Genomic DNA, 16446 nt, shown 5'->3' with positions numbered 1-16446 from the left:
CATTTATCGAACCACGCCGTTTATGGATATCACAAAACGCAACACTCCGCCAATCACCCTGAGCAAGCCTGCACACACGATTTTACCGACTTGGTTTCATGCTTTCCTTTCGTATCCTACTCCAGCCCGATAATTCAGGAAAGGCGGATTTGTGTGAAAAAACATCTCGACATTTCTCATTTGAGCGGACAACTTGGCATCCATTCCAGTAAGCTTCAGGCATGGTTAAACCTTACCGGTTTAACTGTTGCAGATCCACAAGACAGACGGGAACGAAGGTCTGAGCGTATGACATTTCCATATCGCCTTGTAACACCTACCTCACCACTTCAGGCTACCTCTTCCCGTGCATTCGAACGCTATCGGAGCCGTTTCTCCAATACAGGGTCCCGTCGCCGGTCTCGTGCCTTACGAGGTATACGACGGATCAACAAGCTGTAAATGAGCAAAAAAAACACCTTCTATTCAAGCAGTGCCCATATCCAAAAACGTTGCTGTCATGACAATTGTCCATCTCCACCTTCAATCATGGCATTAGCTAACAATGCCATCTCCAAGCACACACGTTTTCCCTGTTGCATATAACCTGGTCCCAGCAGTTCTTCCAGTTTCTCCAGTCGGTTATACAAAGTCTGCCGATGAACGAACAGCTGGGCGGCCGCATCCCTTTTGCACCCGAAATTCGCCAGATAGGCATCCAATGTTTCGACCAAACGCAACTGATGGCTTCGATCATGCTCTATAAGCACACCCAGATGATCGCTCGCAAAGGATTGCAGGAAAGAAAGCGGCATGGCTTTTAACATTTGATATATACCCATACGATCGTAAAAGTGAACATGTTTCATTAATTTGACAGACCTCGCCACTTCAATAACCTGGACCGCTTCCTGAAGGCTATCCTTCAGAAGAGTTAGTTGATTTCGAAGTTTGCCGAAGCCCGCATGAATTTCGACTTGTTTCAGATTCGAGCGAGCGAACCGTTTCATATCCTGAGTGATGCTCTCTAACATTTGGATCAGTGGCTGTTCAGAGACAGTTTGTGTTTCTTCCTTGGCACAACAGAGGTAGATTTGATTATTTTTCAGCATGATGAGGCTGGTTAGATGATTTTTCTTCAGAAGTGAGCGAAGCAATACGAGAATGTCCTGATGATTCGCCTCCATTCGCTCCCGGCCCGTCCCCTTCATGCGATGTTCAATCTGCAATAGACCTCCCGCGAACCAATATTGTCCCTTCACTAACAAGCGAAGCCCCATACGTGTTCTGGCCTGTTCCTCCTGCTGAATGTGGCCATTCATCAAATCCTGAATCAATTCATTCTGGTTGCGTACCATCTTCTCTTCAAGAAATTGTGAACGAAGCGTAAGCGTAGCTGCAGCTTTGGCTGTGTAATCAAGCAACAGCTTGAGATATTCTACCGTTGCCGACGGGTGCACAATCATACCTATGGCTGAAAATACTTGGCCAAAACAAACCACGGGATAACAGAGCAAAGCCCTCTCCTCATCCATATGAAACCACAGCTCCGTATCGGAGTCGTTCAGATTTAGCCGTTCCACTTCCTGGCTGTACCAGCTATAGATGGCCTGCTCCATGTCTGGAGCGAGTTCTGGCACAAAACTCCCGGCCTCCATCGACGAGATGTATACCACAGGTTTTGCCGCATAGGCATGTAGCAGGTCGAGAACCGCCGACATATCTGTACGCTGCAATGTGCGTTGCTGAAGCTCACGGGAATACGTCTCCAGGCTCTTTAATAGCTGGTGTTGGTGGTTAATAAGTAGAGAATGGATATCTTGCGTAATCTCAACAAAACGCACGGGTTGTTCAAATACGATGAGTGGAAACTGATACTGGTTTGCCAGTTCGATCAATGACTCTGGTATCGCATGTATGCTGGTGCCAAACTCGACACATAATCCAGCTGCATCACGGTTGATCAGCTGCATCAGATAAGCTTCACGCCCTTCTTCAGACTGAAGCCATAGACCCGTGGATAAAATAAGATCATGTGGGCTTACAAAAGGGGACACATTGGTAATTTCCAGCACATGAACCCAGCCTACCTGACGTTCCAACCCTTCTCTCCCTGCCGCGAGCCGTGCTTGACTAAATACCGGACGTTGCAGGATATCTCTGACAGTAAACACACGGTCATTTCGCAAAGTCGATCCCTCTTAGTGTTATTTTTTCTTACATTATAATCCAAAGACATGTGTCCTGAACAGTCTATTTCGACGAATTGTTGAGTCTTGATCCTAAAAATTAGACATTGTGTAAGGTGCAAAACGACGCATGGAGTCATAAACTTGTAGTATAAGCTAACAACCAAAAAATGGACGAGGTGCATGGCTATGAGAATCGGGATTCCCAAAGAAATCAAAAACAATGAAAATCGTGTAGCGATGACTCCTGCCGGGACAGCTGATTTTGTGACAGCCGGGCATCAGGTCTTTATCGAACAAGGTGCGGGACTTGGCAGTGGGTTTACGGATAAAGAGTATGTTAAAGCTGGCGCCCTGATTGTTGAAGAAGCCGCTCAGGTATGGCAGGATGCCGAGCTCATCCTTAAAGTGAAAGAACCTCTTGCCAGTGAATATGGTTATTTTCGCCCCGGGCTGATTTTGTTCACCTACCTGCACCTCGCCGCAGAGCCGGCTCTCGCCAAAGCACTGGTCGAAAAACAGGTGACTGCCCTTGCGTATGAAACCTTGGAAGTCGGCGGCTCTCTCCCGCTGCTCACACCTATGAGTGAGGTGGCAGGTCGGATGGCTGCGCAGATCGGTGCGCAGCTTCTGGAGAAAACAGAAGGCGGCAAAGGCATTCTGTTATCCGGCGTGCCTGGCGTAAGCCGCGGCAAGGTTGTCATTATTGGCGGCGGTACGGTAGGTACCAATGCGGCCAAAATTGCACTTGGTCTGGGGGCGGATGTCACGATTCTGGATCTGAATCTGAATCGGTTGCGCCAGCTGGACGATATTTTTGGCAATCAGATCCAGACGCTGGTATCCAGCCCTTCCAATATTGCGTCCGCCGTCACCGGGGCGGACCTGCTGATCTGTGCGGTGCTGATTCCGGGCGCCAAAGCGCCAACACTTGTCAGCGAGCAGGTTGTGAAGACTATGGCACCCGGGTCGGTCATTGTGGATGTGGCGATTGATCAAGGCGGGATCGTCGAGACCATTGATCATATCACCACCCACGATGAACCCACCTATGTGAAACATGGTGTCGTGCATTATGCGGTGGCGAACATGCCTGGCGCCGTACCGCGCACGTCCACGGTGGCGCTGACCAATGCCACCATGCCTTATGCGCTGCAACTGGCGAACCATGGTGCAGCCACCGCGATTCGCGGTAGTTCGTCCATTCGCAGCGCGGTGAATGCGCTGAATGGACATATCACGTATGAGGCGGTTGCCCGTGACCTCGGGCACGCCTACGTACCTGCAGGACAGGCGCTGGAAGATGCCGCCGCTGTCCAATAAATCTTCTGGCCGTTCCACCTGGAAGCAAATTGTCCAGCCTGTGGAACGCACACAAGCGCAGTGCCCATGGAGGATTCCTCCGGGCACTGCGCTTCTTTTTTTGACATATAGGACGCATATTAGGATGGATTATAGTACAGGTTACGCGCCGAGTTCATTAAACCACTCGTTCACTACATACCTCACGAAAGTTGCAATCCCGGCATGCACGGTGCGAAGGCATTGGGGTGAAATAGGACATGTCCTTTGGACGGTTGTAATACTCATCGGCCACACAGGAGCGCATCTCCTCGATGTAACGCCCGACGTTCTCCTCTACTTTGCGAATGTCCTCTTCGGTTGCAGCAAACTCTTTGTGTTTGCCAGTCAACAGATACTCCACCCGAATCTCAATCTGCTCCAGTGGAACCTGGTAATGCTCTCTTACATAGGAAGCGTATAAAATTAACTGATCGGAGAAGTCATCCTCCTTGCCCGTCTTCCAGTCCACAATGACAATATTGCCGTTGCTGCGTCGATATAATAAGTCCATTTTCACATACACACGCGTATCATGTAGCTGCATCGTATCCCATTTCTCAATCTCCAGAATCGTTGTACTTGCACGGGACAAATCTTCCCACGTCAGCGTCTGATACAAGTTGCCTACACAGGCTCCTGCGCGTTCTTTTATCGTTGCGACCCGGTCGTTCAGTGTATCATCGCCATAATAAATTTCCGACAACATCGTATGATTTTTCGGATTGAGTCGCCATTGCTCCGGATTCATCGACTCTTTGTATGCCTGATTCAGCAGATCACGTATCGTCTTCTCCAAAAAAACTTCACGTGGCTTCGGTTTTCCCTCTTCTCTGCTTCGTACTGCCGACTCACACATCCGGTGTGCAAGATCACCAAATACCAGATAAAGATTACTCAGTTGCTTCAGACGATACAAGCGTACCTGCATCTCATCCGCTGATTCTGTTTTCCAGCCGTTGTGGGCACCATAATAATGATAATAATATTTGCGCAGGCACTCATCGAACATACTCGCCCGCGACTGCGAATAAGACCACTGCGGGTATTGTGCCATATGATAATCTGCCTTTCTGTATATCGGATCTACTCATACCAATGCTGCGTGCCGTACTGTAGGGACGTATCGTAGGACTGATCTGTAAAACATAACATCCGAACTCACTCTATATATCTACCTTTAGCATACATCTGGCTGAACAATCCTTTTATTGCTCACAGTATAAAGCCCTGGCCGTCATGCCGCAACCCGGCTTCCGTTATTTTCTTGTGTACGCAACCGTTTGAGGAACGATACGTATCGTTTATATAGTTACATCAGGATGAAGAGAAGTCCATTTCACTTATCATCTGCACGTTCTCCATCCGAGGCTAACGATCACCACAGACCTTATTTGCCCATTTTGACGGCTTTTAAAAATCTAACGATCTCCAGCGGCGCTATTTACATGAATTTCACCTGAAAACGGGTTAAAACAGACGAATTTCGCAAAATAGCGTTCCTACGGATCGTTAGAATTTGAACGTGGCTGTTTGGGGCGAAATAAGCTTTCTCGTGATCGTTAGAAAAAGTTGAATTTGAGCACGAACGGTATTAACCTATTACGTAAATAACTACGGAAAATATGTACGGGCATATCCAAAAGGAGGCGCCACCCATGAAGCAGCCGGATTGGTTCCAAGCAGAAGTAGCATTACAACAAATTCAAGTCATCGGAAGCGATCGGAATGAGCTGGTGAATATCATCGGCGAGGCAGCAGGAGTGAACTGCATTGGTATTGGTACGGATGCGGCTGTATTTACGTATGACCAGCTGCCACAGTATGCCTTCAAAGTGTATTCGGATCATGCTTTAAATAAATTAAATAATGAAAAACAGGTCTACGCCCAGCTTCAGGGCCTATCTTACTTCCCAACGTATTATGGCAGCGGCCGAAATATACTGGTCATCAGTTACGAACCTGGAGACACTTTACTTGAATGTTTGGAAAAAGGAATCCCCGTCCCCGAGCAGGTCATGCTCGATGTAGACGCAGCGCGAGAAGCGGTTCGTCGCCTTGGACTGAATCCACGCGACATCCATCTCAAAAATGTGCTTCTCCAGAATGGACGCGGCAAAGTGCTCGACGTATCGGAGTATATTCAAGAGGGAGACGATCATCGCTGGGAGCATCTCGTATGGGCCTATCACAACATCTATCCACGTATTAAAGGTACGCCCATCTCCCCACGGATGCTGCAAACGATCAAATGGGCTTATAACCAGCTCGATCAGGCCAATCTCAAAATGGAAGATCTCTCAAAGAAAGCTAATCGACTGTTCTCCAGGTTTCTGAAATAGACCGCACTGCAGCGAGCGATGAATCCAACCCTTCCCCCAACCACCCGGATTTAGCCGATAATGGGCTAGATCAGGGTGGTTTTTGACTTCACATTCCTTTTCTTCAAGCCTTCTCCCCTTTCAACAGTATCTTCCTCCCCTTCCCACTCACCCTTCCTTCATTCCCCGTGCCTGCGAAGGCGTCATGCCTTTGTACTGCTTGAATAATTTTGTAAAATAGTTCGCATTGTCACATCCCACCTGAGCGGCTATTTCCGTAACTGTGAGGTTGCTACCTTGCAGTAGGCGCTCAGCCTCACTCATTCTGCATCCGTTTACGTATTCTACGAGCGTACGTCCGGTCAGCTTTTTGAACATTTTGCAGAAATGATATACGTTCACCCCCACTTGGCTTGCCGCTTCACCAACCGACAATTTCTCCTGGGGATCAGCCTCAATCTGTGCAATCAACTGTTTGAACCGCTCGCGGTTAGGAAAATACACTGCATTCGCTCGATCCCGCAACTGATGCGGCATAAACGTCCGGGCCATCAGCGTAAACAACGCGTGCAGCTTGGACTTCACTACAAGCTGATACGCCGGAGGTTGCGTCGCCATCTCTTCCACCGCTTCATTTAATAAAGAATAATACCCGGCACAGGCCGCATTCTCTGCGGCTGGTTTGACCGGAAACCGCACACTGCCTTCCAGATAAGGCGCAACATACTGCTCATGCACTGGATCGCTCGCAAAATCGTGAAACAATGCTCGATTGACCACAACCGAGTCATAATGCACATCTCCCTCATCCAATGCGTATCCAACATGCAGAGCGCCACCCGGAATGATAATTACCTCTCCTGCTTCAATTTCATAAGGGCGGCTATCGATATGAAATACGGCTCTACCCTTACGCATGATGATCCACTCAAAGTGCTCATGCCAGTGCAGATATAATATACATTCTTCCGTTTTTTTCGCAGAACACCGATTTTGGAACAACTGAAACGGATGGGATTTATGATCAATTCGCGTGTCTTCATGAAGCGCTTTCAAGTCTAGCATGGCTTTCTTCCCCCTCACCACAAAATCCGACTAATAAAGCACAAAATTGTTTAGAGCCTTCCCATAGATCCAAGGCTATAATGAGTGTGTCACGAAGTACTATAAGCCAATATTGGAGTGAATTACAACCATGAATCCATCCATTCGTATCGGAACCCTTGTAGGCGGCCATGATGCCGTTCGGGTCATTCCGCAGATTATGCAACACGGCTTCGAATCCTTTAACCTGACGTTCTGGCAAAGTACGGGCAACCTGGACCTGGCAGAAACCGCCAAGCGTGTACGCGATATCGTTGACGAACAAGGCATCACCATTTCAGCTGTAAGTGTATTTGGTAATCCGCTCACCGGCACAGGGGATAACGCTGACACCTTGGCAAGCTGGGAGCGAGTCATTGACCACGCACAGCTTTTTGGGGCAGATATCGTCTCCGGCTTTACCGGACGTCTGACCAATCAACCGATTGACGAATCGATTCCACGGTTCAAGGAAGTGTTCGGTGAACTGGCACGACGGGCGGCAGACCGAGGTGTACGCATTGCTTTTGAAAATTGTGATATGGGTGGAACGTGGCAGACCGGCGACTGGAATATCGCTCACAACCCGACCGCTTGGGAAATGATGTTTAATGCCGTTCCTGATGAAAATGTGGGGCTGGAATGGGAACCCTGTCACCAGATGGTCAGCTTGATTGACCCGATTCCACAGCTTCGCAAATGGGCTCCGAAAGTGTTCCATGTCCATGGCAAAGACGCAACCATCGCCTGGGATATTGTCAAAGAACATGGTGTGCATGGACCGCATGAATTTGTCTGGCATCGCACCCCCGGCTTTGGGGACAGCAATTGGGCAGATATCATCACCATTTTACGCCAGAACGGCTACCAGGGCACGATCGATATTGAAGGCTGGCATGATCCGGTGTATCGGGACGAACTTGAGATGACCGGGCAAGTGCATGCATTGAATTACTTAAAACATTGCCGCGGGGGCAGCTTTGTGCCCAATCCGGTGTAAAGACATAACGGCATGAAGACTGAAAGACTCAGTTACTCATGTGCCCATAAAATACAAATGCTCGTCACAATCACATGCACTTCTCGCATGGAACAATAACTTATAACATGGATCAATAACATCTATGCATCTATATGAGGGAGTTGAGCACATGACCTACCCTTATCGGGTTATCATCGCAGGTTGCGGGGCAATGGCAAACACTTGGGCGGACTATGCCAAAGAACGACCAGATACGGAAATCGTGGGACTCGTTGATCTCTACGAGGAAGCTTCATCATCTTTTGCCAAGCGACACAATTTATCCTGTCCAACCTTTACTAATATTGGTGATGCCCTTGAAGCTGTCGATGCCAACATCGTATTTGATGTGACCATCCCTTCCAGCCATTATCATATTGCGATGACCGCGCTACAGGCAGGTTGTCACGTCTTTGGCGAAAAACCGCTGGCAGAATCCTTCTCGGACTGTACGGACATTGTGCAAACCGCCCGCAGTACAGGACGTATTCAAGCGGTGATGCAGAACCGCAGGTTCGATCCTCGCATCCGTGCCTATCGGCAGCTCATTTCCAGCGGAACGATTGGACAGCCGGGATATGCAGGAGCGGACTTCTTTATCGGGGCACACTTTGGTGGTTTCCGCGACCTCATGGACAGCCCGCTTTTGCTGGATATGGCGATACATACCTTTGATCAGGCTCGTTATATCCTTGGTGCAGATCCGGTGTCGGTGTACTGTCATGAATTCAACCCTCCAGGTTCCTGGTATAAGGGCAATGCGATGGCAATATGTATTTTCGAGATGTCCGACGGATCTGTCTTCGATTATCGGGGGTCTTGGTGTACCGAGGGCGTGCCTACATCCTGGGAAGCAAACTGGCGCGTGACAGGTGAAAAAGGAACCGCCATCTGGGATGGTCATGACAACATCTATGCTGAAGTGGTCAACACACTCGCACTGGAGGCTGATGGCAAGCCATCTTTCCTCCAGCGCGCTGAACGAATCGAAGCGGAGCTGCCTGTAATGGACAAAACCGGACACCACGGCTGTCTTGAAGAGATGTTTGCTGCACTTGAAGAAAATCGACTGCCCGAAACGGACTGCAGTGACAACCAGTTCAGCATGGCTATGGTGCTCGCCTCCCTTGAAAGCGCACGTACCGGACAAAAGGTACGGATTGCAGATTTATTGAAAACAACAGGTGAGCCATCTTGAATGAGAAAGGAAGTGAGACTTATTGGATAGCGAAAGTGAAATTATTATTTCTCCATTAAATGCGGACTTAGTAGATGATATCCATACGACAAACGAGGATTTTACGTTATTCGGTAAAATCATCCCCAGTTTACAATCTGGACAATGGTCCTATGAAGAAGTTCTTTTTGATGAACCGAAAGAAACGCGTTTTCCGGATGACAACCTGGATTGGGACGAATATATCAACCAGGACGATAAAATGTTGTTTTTAGCGTATATGAATCAGGTTTGTATAGGACAGATTAGAATCATTAAGGATTGGAATCGCTTCTGTTATATTGAGAACATTGCGACCAAAAAAGAGTATAGAGGTAGCGGAGTTGGAAGGCTGCTCCTCCATAAAGCAGAAGAATGGGCAAAACAAAAAAATCTTATTGGAATGTCCCTCGAAGCACAAGATGACAATCTGGGTGCATGCCGATTTTATGTAAAACAGGGCTTCGTACTAGGTGGAGCCGACACACTCAAACAGTCCTATACCCCTAATATCGATACCACTTTATACTGGTATAAGTTATTCAAGTAACGAAGGCTCCAGCAGCATAAGGAAAACAGCCGTTCCAACATTGGAACGGCTGTTTTTATTCACCTACAAAATACGCTTCTTCATCGCTTTGTACACCAATTGCGCAAACAAACTGTTGGACCATGCGAACCATGGACGCGTATACGTATCCGGATCATCGACATGAAAACCTTCGTGCATATACCCCGTTCCCGCGTCGGTGTTCTCCAGCAAATCAATCATGGCGAGCATCTCCGCGTCATTGTCTGCCGTTAGTCCTTGCATGGATAATGCCATATGCCAGATATACCCTGGAGGCGTGTGCGGGCTACCGATGCCCTTGGCCGCTGTTCCTTCATAGTAATACGGATTTTCTTTACTCAAAATAAAACGCCGTGTATTCTGATACACCACATCATCCACGGAAACATATCCGATATACGGAATCGACATCAGTCCTGGTGTGCCCGCATCATCCATTAGACAGACGTTGCCATATCCGTCCGTTTCATAAGCGTAAATCTGACCATACACCGGATGACGGTAGGTACCATACAGGGCAATGCCGTGCCGGATCTCCTCCTCCAGGCGCGCCATACGGCTCACCAGCTGTTCGTCACGGAACACCCATTTTGCAATCTCCCCCATCTGGCTCAGCGTCACCGCGGCGAACATATTGGACGGAATATTGTAGTGAAAATCACAGGCATCGTCGCTTGGGCGAAAGCCCGACCAGATCATGCCCGTATAGTTTACTGGCATCCCCATTCCCTCGTTACGCAGTGTATCGTGCGCCGGGCAGTTACGCCGCATGAAACGATACGGAGATTGCTCTACATGACGCTGTTCCGTCTCCCACAGGTGCACGATCTGCTCCATGACCTTTTTAAAACGTTCATCAAAGATGTCTGTAAGTTCAGTCTCACGCCAGTATGTATAGGCCAGCTTCATGGAGAAACACAACGAATCCAGTTCAAACTTCCGTTCCCATACCCAAGGTGACATTTCTGTCTCATCATTCGCGTCCCAGTGCCAGCCATTGGCCGTTTCGTTAAAAGCGTTCGCATAGATGTCTATATCTGCATAGAACGTATGCCGTTTAATCAGCCCTCCGATAATCCGTTGCAACTGCGCGTCATGCTTCGCCAGCGGAACGTAATGGGTCACTTGCTCCACCGAATCCCGGAGCCACATGGCGGGGATATCTCCCGTAATAACAAAGGTTGTACCGTCATCTAACAGCTTAGTGGTCGTTTCGAGCGTATTCGGAAAACAATTATGGAACTGAGCCAGCAGCTTCGGTCTGTGCTTCAAATGCTCATTCGCTTCAGCCAAAACATCACGAACAGCTTGGGGTAATTCCAACTCGGGCATCGGAATTTTAGGTAATCTGAACTGATCCATGGGAGTCCTCTCCTTTTTTATAAGTTAGCCCAACTAAAGAGTTTACATCTGCACTCCAATGACAGAATAACCTTTCAATAGGACTATTGTTATTTTTGTTATTATAATTTATAATAACGTTATTATCCTGTAAGTTTACCTGTTCCATGTAAGCACGTCAATTCACAATTAATCAGTTTCCTATTCAATCGGCTACCCATATGACACAAGTCATTTACCTACTGATAAAATCAGGTTTATCCATCTGTACATAAAAGGAGTAATCATATGTCTCGAAAAGTATCGATCCAGACGCTAGCTGACCAGCTGGGGTTATCCAAATATGCCGTGTCCCGCGCACTCAGCGGTAAAACCGGTGTCAGCGAATCTACGCGTGCACGGGTTCTGGAACTTGCCCGTGCACTCGGGTATCGCCAGAATATACCCGGCTCGGCGAGCCATACTGCCAATACCAATAAGGCTCATGCAATCGAACCTCCATTTGTCCTAATATGTATGAATCAGCTTAACCGGGGTGAGCCGCACTATTGGCAGCGTGTGCTGTCAGGCATCATCTCTGGCTGTAACGAGCAAGGCTGGCATCACGTCATTGTGTCACCTTCACTGGACTTACCGGGCAAGGAGATTTCACCTGAAAAAGCCATCGCACCTCATCTCGACTGGACACGTTGTGCCGGAATTATCGTTATGGGCGCTTTTCCGCATACCGTGCTGCAAACGCTGGTACAGACAGGCCACCCCATGATTTTGGTCGATCATCAGGAGCCTTTGCTGAACTGTGATACGATCAGTCATGATAATCTGGAAGCTGGCATTACTGCGGCCAGATATCTCCTGTCGAAGCAATGCAGACGCATCGGTCTGATTACCGATGACGGACGTGCCGCAAGTTTTGCACAGCGTAAGATTGGAATCGAGCTGGCTTTGAATCATTTTTATACCGAGGCAAGGGAAGAAGTGGACTTTCAAGCTTGGAATGTAGCCTATGAAAACGGAGAATGGGTGAACAAGCTCGCTGACACCATCGAGCGACTTCCTGCTGAAGAACGCCCCGATGCGTGGATTGGCGCGAATGACGATATCGCCTTACAATGGATGCACAAACTTCAGCATATGGGATTATCCACGCCTAAGGATTGCTTGGTCATCGGAATTGACAATGTGTACACCGCTGCCACCTCATCTCCCCCGCTGACTACGGTACATTTGTGCAAAGAGGAACTTGGGCAACGAGCCGTCGAGGCTTTGAAGCGTCGAATCGAACGCCTAGGTACACCGAAAGAGACGGTTATGTTATCAACCACATTGATTCCAAGGGATTCGGCTTAATTTTCTATCTACGTCAAAAAAAGAGCCTCGCATTATTAATGATGCAAGGCTCTTTTCTTTATAATTCATAATTGAAGATGTTTATTGATCCCAAGGCATACTTGAATCACTCGCAAGTTTTACTTTCCAGTCCACATCCCCGAAATCACGATGCACCACGGTTCGTTTCAACGTCAATTTCGTCCCCTTATCCTTGTTAAAACCAATAACAATCAGCTTCACTTCATCGATAACATACTGTTCATTCAGATTGGCTGGGTTTCTAGTCCCCATGATCTCAACGGGATACTCCTTCCCTGTTGAGTCCGTTGCGACCCACTCATCACCATAAAACTCATTTTGGAACAAAGCGCTTCCTTCCAGCACAAGAGAAGTTTCATTCCCCGATCCACCCGTTGTTTGGCCATTCGATGACAGTCCACGCTGATAATTAAACCGGTACAATTCGATTTGATCCCCAAGGTGATTAAATGAAGCAAACGTATGGAAGTTGACGTCTTTCTTGGCCTTATCCAGATCAACGTCCATCGTCTGTCCCTCTTTCACAGGTATCGTGTAACCGTCCAGGACAAAGCGAATATTGTCTGCATTCAGTGTCACCAAAGACGGGTCCCACGTCTCCGATATCTTAAGTGGGCCTCCTGAACTCACTTGACTTAAATCTCGATAACGGAATTTGGCCTGTCGCGCATTGGGTCTGCCCCCGTTGAAAATACGATACTCCCCCGTGTCCTTCACTTCAATATGATACAGAATATCCATGTCCCTTGCCCAATCTTCTCCTGCTTTAGCGCGAAGCTCGTCGTTCAGATTCACTTCCAGATCAAGCCGGGTTCCGTTTGGCGTCTGCACCAATTGCGTCATAGCCAGTTCCAGCCCTTCCGGTGTTGTATAGGACGCATTCATCGGGGTTTCTTTGGACATCACTTTTGCTTGGGTCATATCCAGTTTGAACTGAAAGCTCCAGTCTACGGAGACCTTTTTGTCCGTATAGGTTTTGGTATTCACATCATAGCCATAGCCATCTCCTACATCTAAATGCCCGAAATCTCCACGAACCGTGATTTCATCAGGGATGTCTCGATCTAACTGAAACACCAGTTTATTCAAAGAACCATTCCCTTGCCTTGTATCACGCGCAAGCTCAGCAACATTATTCCCCTTTTCATCTGTAATGTGGATATCCTCTACTTTCGAGCCCAGCAGATACATTCCTGTGCCATCAGGTGCCGTTTGCTGTAACATAAGTATAAGTTGGGAACCGTCTACAAGCACATCTTCAATCTTGAGTTGGTACCCCTGATCATCGATATCAATGTTCGGGTTCACGACAAGCCCAAGCGGTTGAAGCCGTTTGTAGTCGTCTGACAAGTTGGCATATCTCAGAACTTTCGGGACGGGAATGTTGGGCAAAGGAGGAATATTTACGGCGTTTACAGGCGGCTGAACTGGCTTTTCCGTTGTTTGATCCCAAGCAGCCCAAGCTCCTCCTGCAATCAGTACCGCAACCGCGGCGGCGATTCCCGTTCGATAAATCCATTTCCTCTTATGCGACTTTTTGGTTTCCCATGGTACCTGCACATCAGGTTCTTCCATAGACACATGATCCAGCTTCTGCATCACTTGTAATGTAAAATCTACATCCGGCCCCTCGCGAAACAGCTCCTCTTCCCACTTGCGATCCTGCTTCTTGTCCTGCTCACTTGAAATAGGCTTCATAGGTCGATAAACCTCCTTTACGTTCCATCTGCTTTCTCAGCATTTTCTTCCCTCGATAGAGTGCATTACGCACTTGTGCGTCACTCATATCTGTAATTGTGGCGATCTCTTCATAGGTCAACTCATTGGTGTATTTCAAGAGCAGTACAAGCTTGTACGTTTCCGGCAACTGTTCAAGCTGAAGATGGATTTCCCGCTTCATCTCCTTGTGTAGCAAGCTTTTCTCTGGTGTGTCTTCACTGACGGATTCGATCTCCTGATCGGCGGTCATCATCGGTTTCTTTTTCCGCATATGATCCCTCATGATGTTCACTGCTATGGTATACACCCAAGCCGAGAAACTGCTGCCTTCTCTACGGGTCGGCATATATCGATAGATCCGAATAAATGTGTCCTGTGCGAGATCCTGCGCATCCGGGTGACTTGCGCCCATTCCGCGTATGATGCCGTAGACTTTATTTTTATATCGATCCACGAGCACGCTGAACAGCTGTTTATCCCCATCTATAATGCGCTGAATCAGTTCCTCCTCTGGTATCAGATGTGTCATGTAATCCCCCTTCTCTACAGCGTCCATGCATGGTTCTGTACTATATAGACGGAAGCTGTTCCCTAAATCTCTCACTTTATCGTCAAAAAAAAGAATCCACCCTCTCCGGCCATCGCCGAACGGGGTGAACTCAAATCTACGAATGATATCGTGAAGTACGCCGATTTTTCCTATTCTCCACCGTTCTTCCCCGCCACAAAATCCGCAAGCTGGGCATAGATTGCCACAATTTCGTCCATCGACATGCGTACAAGTCCACTGGAGGAAGGCGCAACAAACTCCTGAATCTCTTTCACAACCGGGTCATCCTGGAATCCCCATTCTACTTTGGAGCGTTTGCTGTACTGGGTGTATACACCTTTGCCGACAAAACAAGCGATATCCGGCCGGTATGTTTCCAGCTTTTTCCGCAAAATCTCGCGCCCTTCCGCATACTCTTCCTTCGTAATATCCTCAATGCCTTTCGTTGGACGGGCTACGATATTGGTGAAACCATATCCCAGCTTCAATAGTTCACCATCCTCTGTTGCATCATATAAACGCGGGGTTAACCCGGAACGCTCCAGAATGCGCCAGAAACGATTGCCTTTATACGCATAATGATGGCCAGTCTCTCCCGAGGTAATGCTGGGATTGAATCCAATAAACAAAATCGATAAGCCAGTATCCAGATGATCCGGGATCATAAGGAAACACCTCCTGAACTTTTTTGACCAAATGCCATTGCAGCTTTGTATAAAATGATATAATGATCGAAGTGTTTTCCGTAAAGAACTGAAATTTTCATGAAAAAGGAAGTTGAACCAATGATTGCAGACATCATGTTAGAAGTCGTCCTGCCCGTCTTTCTCCTGATTGCTGTCGGGTCCTGGATGCAAAAGGTGTTCAAGCTGGACTTGTACACCCTCGCCAAAATCAATTTCTATTGTATTACCCCCGCAGCCGTCTTTATGAGCATGTATCACTCAAATATGTCCGGTGAGCTGCTTGGCACGGTTACGCTTTTTTACGCGATCTATGTACTCATTCTCTATATTATAGGCTCTGTGGTATCCCGCTCGTTCCGTATGAACAAAGGCATGAAAGCCGCCTTCAACAATAGTATCATGCTGGATAACGCAGGCAACTATGGTCTACCGATTAACGCACTGGTATTCCGGGGTGACCCGCTCGCCTCTTCCATTCAGGCACTGGTCATGTCCTTGCAGGCTCTGCTCACCTTCACTTATGGTGTTTTGTCGATCCAAGGCGCGAAGCTAAAGGGCAACTACCGTGCGGTAATTATCGGCTTTCTGAAAATGCCAGTACCTTATGCGCTACTATTAGGCATTTTGTTTCAGGCGTGGAAGCTGCCTTTACCTACATTTCTGTCCATGCCACTCACCTATGCACAGCAAAGTATGGTTTCCGTTGCACTACTGACTCTCGGGGCACAAATCGTGAAATACCCGATTCGTTTATATCGTCTTGATGTGTATATTAGCACATTTTTGCGCCTGCTGATTGGTCCGGCAATCGGCATCAGCATTGTGCTGCTACTCGGACTGGAAGGCATAGCGGCTCAGGCACTCATTATCGCATCGGGCATGCCTACCGGAGTGAACTCTTCCATTCTTGCCGAGGAATATGACAACGAGCCTGATTTTGCTGCCCAGACGGTGCTGATCTCCACTCTACTTAATATTATTACGATTACGGCACTGATTTCGTATGCCAAAACGTTCTAAATAATTAACCTAAGCTCACATCCTTATTAGAGTTAGTG

15 protein-coding genes are annotated in these 16446 nt (G+C 47.9%); 8 read left to right on the top strand and 7 right to left on the bottom strand.

Going from position 1 to position 16446, the window contains the following annotated elements:
- Nucleotides 1-153 precede the first annotated feature (153 nt).
- Nucleotides 154-441 carry a hypothetical protein gene (locus tag ACT89M_RS05770; RefSeq protein ID WP_221787737.1) on the top strand — a complete coding sequence of 96 codons (288 nt, stop codon included), beginning with the start codon at nt 154-156 and terminating at the stop codon, nt 439-441.
- Nucleotides 442-497: 56 nt separating this feature from the next.
- Here the strand turns inward: ACT89M_RS05770 and ACT89M_RS05765 are convergent, their stop codons facing one another.
- A complete protein-coding gene (locus ACT89M_RS05765; protein ID WP_308722382.1) occupies nt 498-2168 on the bottom strand; it encodes a PucR family transcriptional regulator in 1671 nt (556 codons plus the stop codon).
- 189 nt (nt 2169-2357) lie between these two features.
- Between ACT89M_RS05765 and ald the strand changes: the two genes are divergently transcribed.
- Nucleotides 2358-3491: an alanine dehydrogenase gene (gene ald, locus ACT89M_RS05760; protein ID WP_154960574.1), complete on the top strand. Its 1134-nt coding sequence runs from the start codon at nt 2358-2360 to the stop codon at nt 3489-3491.
- 157 nt (nt 3492-3648) lie between these two features.
- Here ald and ACT89M_RS05755 read toward each other — a convergent pair whose 3' ends face one another.
- Entirely contained in the window at nt 3649-4566 is a 918-nt protein-coding gene (locus ACT89M_RS05755) for a RecB family exonuclease (protein WP_090917829.1), read from the bottom strand.
- 601 nt (nt 4567-5167) lie between these two features.
- On the opposite strand from ACT89M_RS05755, the gene ACT89M_RS05750 reads away from it, so the two are divergent.
- Nucleotides 5168-5851 carry a protein kinase family protein gene (locus tag ACT89M_RS05750; RefSeq protein WP_154890744.1) on the top strand — a complete coding sequence of 228 codons (684 nt, stop codon included), beginning with the start codon at nt 5168-5170 and terminating at the stop codon, nt 5849-5851.
- A gap of 147 nt (nt 5852-5998) precedes the next feature.
- On the opposite strand, the gene ACT89M_RS05745 is transcribed toward ACT89M_RS05750, so the two are convergent.
- Complete coding sequence (locus ACT89M_RS05745; RefSeq protein ID WP_154890743.1) at nt 5999-6895, bottom strand: AraC family transcriptional regulator; 897 nt, start codon at nt 6893-6895, stop codon at nt 5999-6001.
- Between the two features lie 130 nt (nt 6896-7025).
- Here ACT89M_RS05745 and ACT89M_RS05740 point away from each other — a divergent pair, with 130 nt between their 5' ends.
- The 3 genes from ACT89M_RS05740 (at nt 7026) to ACT89M_RS05730 (ending at nt 9700) form a co-directional block, all read left to right on the top strand.
- Nucleotides 7026-7913, top strand: a complete 888-nt coding sequence (locus ACT89M_RS05740; protein WP_154890742.1) for a sugar phosphate isomerase/epimerase family protein — start codon at nt 7026-7028, stop codon at nt 7911-7913.
- A 151-nt stretch (nt 7914-8064) separates the two neighbouring features.
- Nucleotides 8065-9132, top strand: coding sequence for a Gfo/Idh/MocA family protein (locus ACT89M_RS05735; protein ID WP_308722379.1), 1068 nt, complete (start codon nt 8065-8067; stop codon nt 9130-9132).
- Nucleotides 9133-9154: 22 nt separating this feature from the next.
- Nucleotides 9155-9700 carry a GNAT family N-acetyltransferase gene (locus ACT89M_RS05730; protein WP_308722378.1) on the top strand — a complete coding sequence of 182 codons (546 nt, stop codon included), beginning with the start codon at nt 9155-9157 and terminating at the stop codon, nt 9698-9700.
- Nucleotides 9701-9763: 63 nt separating this feature from the next.
- Here ACT89M_RS05730 and ACT89M_RS05725 read toward each other — a convergent pair whose 3' ends face one another.
- Nucleotides 9764-11083 (bottom strand): glycoside hydrolase family 125 protein, encoded by a 1320-nt coding sequence (locus ACT89M_RS05725; RefSeq protein WP_308722377.1) that lies wholly within the window; start codon nt 11081-11083, stop codon nt 9764-9766.
- A 267-nt stretch (nt 11084-11350) separates the two neighbouring features.
- On the opposite strand from ACT89M_RS05725, the gene ACT89M_RS05720 reads away from it, so the two are divergent.
- The gene (locus tag ACT89M_RS05720) at nt 11351-12412 is read left to right on the top strand and encodes a LacI family DNA-binding transcriptional regulator (protein WP_308722376.1); all 1062 of its coding nucleotides are present in this window, start codon (nt 11351-11353) and stop codon (nt 12410-12412) included.
- An 81-nt stretch (nt 12413-12493) separates the two neighbouring features.
- Here ACT89M_RS05720 and ACT89M_RS05715 read toward each other — a convergent pair whose 3' ends face one another.
- The 3 genes from ACT89M_RS05715 to ACT89M_RS05705 all read right to left on the bottom strand — a co-directional run bounded on the left by ACT89M_RS05715 (nt 12494) and on the right by ACT89M_RS05705 (nt 15367).
- Nucleotides 12494-14131: a hypothetical protein gene (locus ACT89M_RS05715; RefSeq protein WP_308722375.1), complete on the bottom strand. Its 1638-nt coding sequence runs from the start codon at nt 14129-14131 to the stop codon at nt 12494-12496.
- A complete protein-coding gene (locus ACT89M_RS05710) occupies nt 14112-14681 on the bottom strand; it encodes an RNA polymerase sigma factor (protein ID WP_308722374.1) in 570 nt (189 codons plus the stop codon). Before ACT89M_RS05710 ends, ACT89M_RS05715 begins: the two co-directional genes overlap by 20 nt.
- A 170-nt stretch (nt 14682-14851) precedes the next feature.
- A complete protein-coding gene (locus ACT89M_RS05705; protein ID WP_253496644.1) occupies nt 14852-15367 on the bottom strand; it encodes a mismatch-specific DNA-glycosylase in 516 nt (171 codons plus the stop codon).
- Between the two features lie 120 nt (nt 15368-15487).
- Here ACT89M_RS05705 and ACT89M_RS05700 point away from each other — a divergent pair, with 120 nt between their 5' ends.
- Nucleotides 15488-16408: an AEC family transporter gene (locus ACT89M_RS05700; protein ID WP_308722426.1), complete on the top strand. Its 921-nt coding sequence runs from the start codon at nt 15488-15490 to the stop codon at nt 16406-16408.
- Nucleotides 16409-16446 lie beyond the last annotated feature (38 nt).

The sequence above is a fragment of the Paenibacillus sp. NN59 genome (assembly GCF_057597225.1).
This window is presented reverse-complemented; position numbering and strand designations above follow the sequence as displayed.

Excerpts from the sequence above, each read along its gene's own strand:
- ald (WP_154960574.1), top strand. The coding sequence starts at position 2,358 with ATGAGAATCGGGATTCCCAAAGAAATCAAAAACAATGAAAATCGTGTA.
- ACT89M_RS05755 (WP_090917829.1), bottom strand. The coding sequence starts at position 4,566 with ATGGCACAATACCCGCAGTGGTCTTATTCGCAGTCGCGGGCGAGTATG.
- ACT89M_RS05750 (WP_154890744.1), top strand. The coding sequence starts at position 5,168 with ATGAAGCAGCCGGATTGGTTCCAAGCAGAAGTAGCATTACAACAAATT.
- ACT89M_RS05745 (WP_154890743.1), bottom strand. The coding sequence starts at position 6,895 with ATGCTAGACTTGAAAGCGCTTCATGAAGACACGCGAATTGATCATAAA.
- ACT89M_RS05740 (WP_154890742.1), top strand. The coding sequence starts at position 7,026 with ATGAATCCATCCATTCGTATCGGAACCCTTGTAGGCGGCCATGATGCC.
- ACT89M_RS05735 (WP_308722379.1), top strand. The coding sequence starts at position 8,065 with ATGACCTACCCTTATCGGGTTATCATCGCAGGTTGCGGGGCAATGGCA.
- ACT89M_RS05725 (WP_308722377.1), bottom strand. The coding sequence starts at position 11,083 with ATGGATCAGTTCAGATTACCTAAAATTCCGATGCCCGAGTTGGAATTA.
- ACT89M_RS05720 (WP_308722376.1), top strand. The coding sequence starts at position 11,351 with ATGTCTCGAAAAGTATCGATCCAGACGCTAGCTGACCAGCTGGGGTTA.
- ACT89M_RS05715 (WP_308722375.1), bottom strand. The coding sequence starts at position 14,131 with ATGAAGCCTATTTCAAGTGAGCAGGACAAGAAGCAGGATCGCAAGTGG.
- ACT89M_RS05710 (WP_308722374.1), bottom strand. The coding sequence starts at position 14,681 with ATGACACATCTGATACCAGAGGAGGAACTGATTCAGCGCATTATAGAT.
- ACT89M_RS05705 (WP_253496644.1), bottom strand. The coding sequence starts at position 15,367 with ATGATCCCGGATCATCTGGATACTGGCTTATCGATTTTGTTTATTGGA.
- ACT89M_RS05700 (WP_308722426.1), top strand. The coding sequence starts at position 15,488 with ATGATTGCAGACATCATGTTAGAAGTCGTCCTGCCCGTCTTTCTCCTG.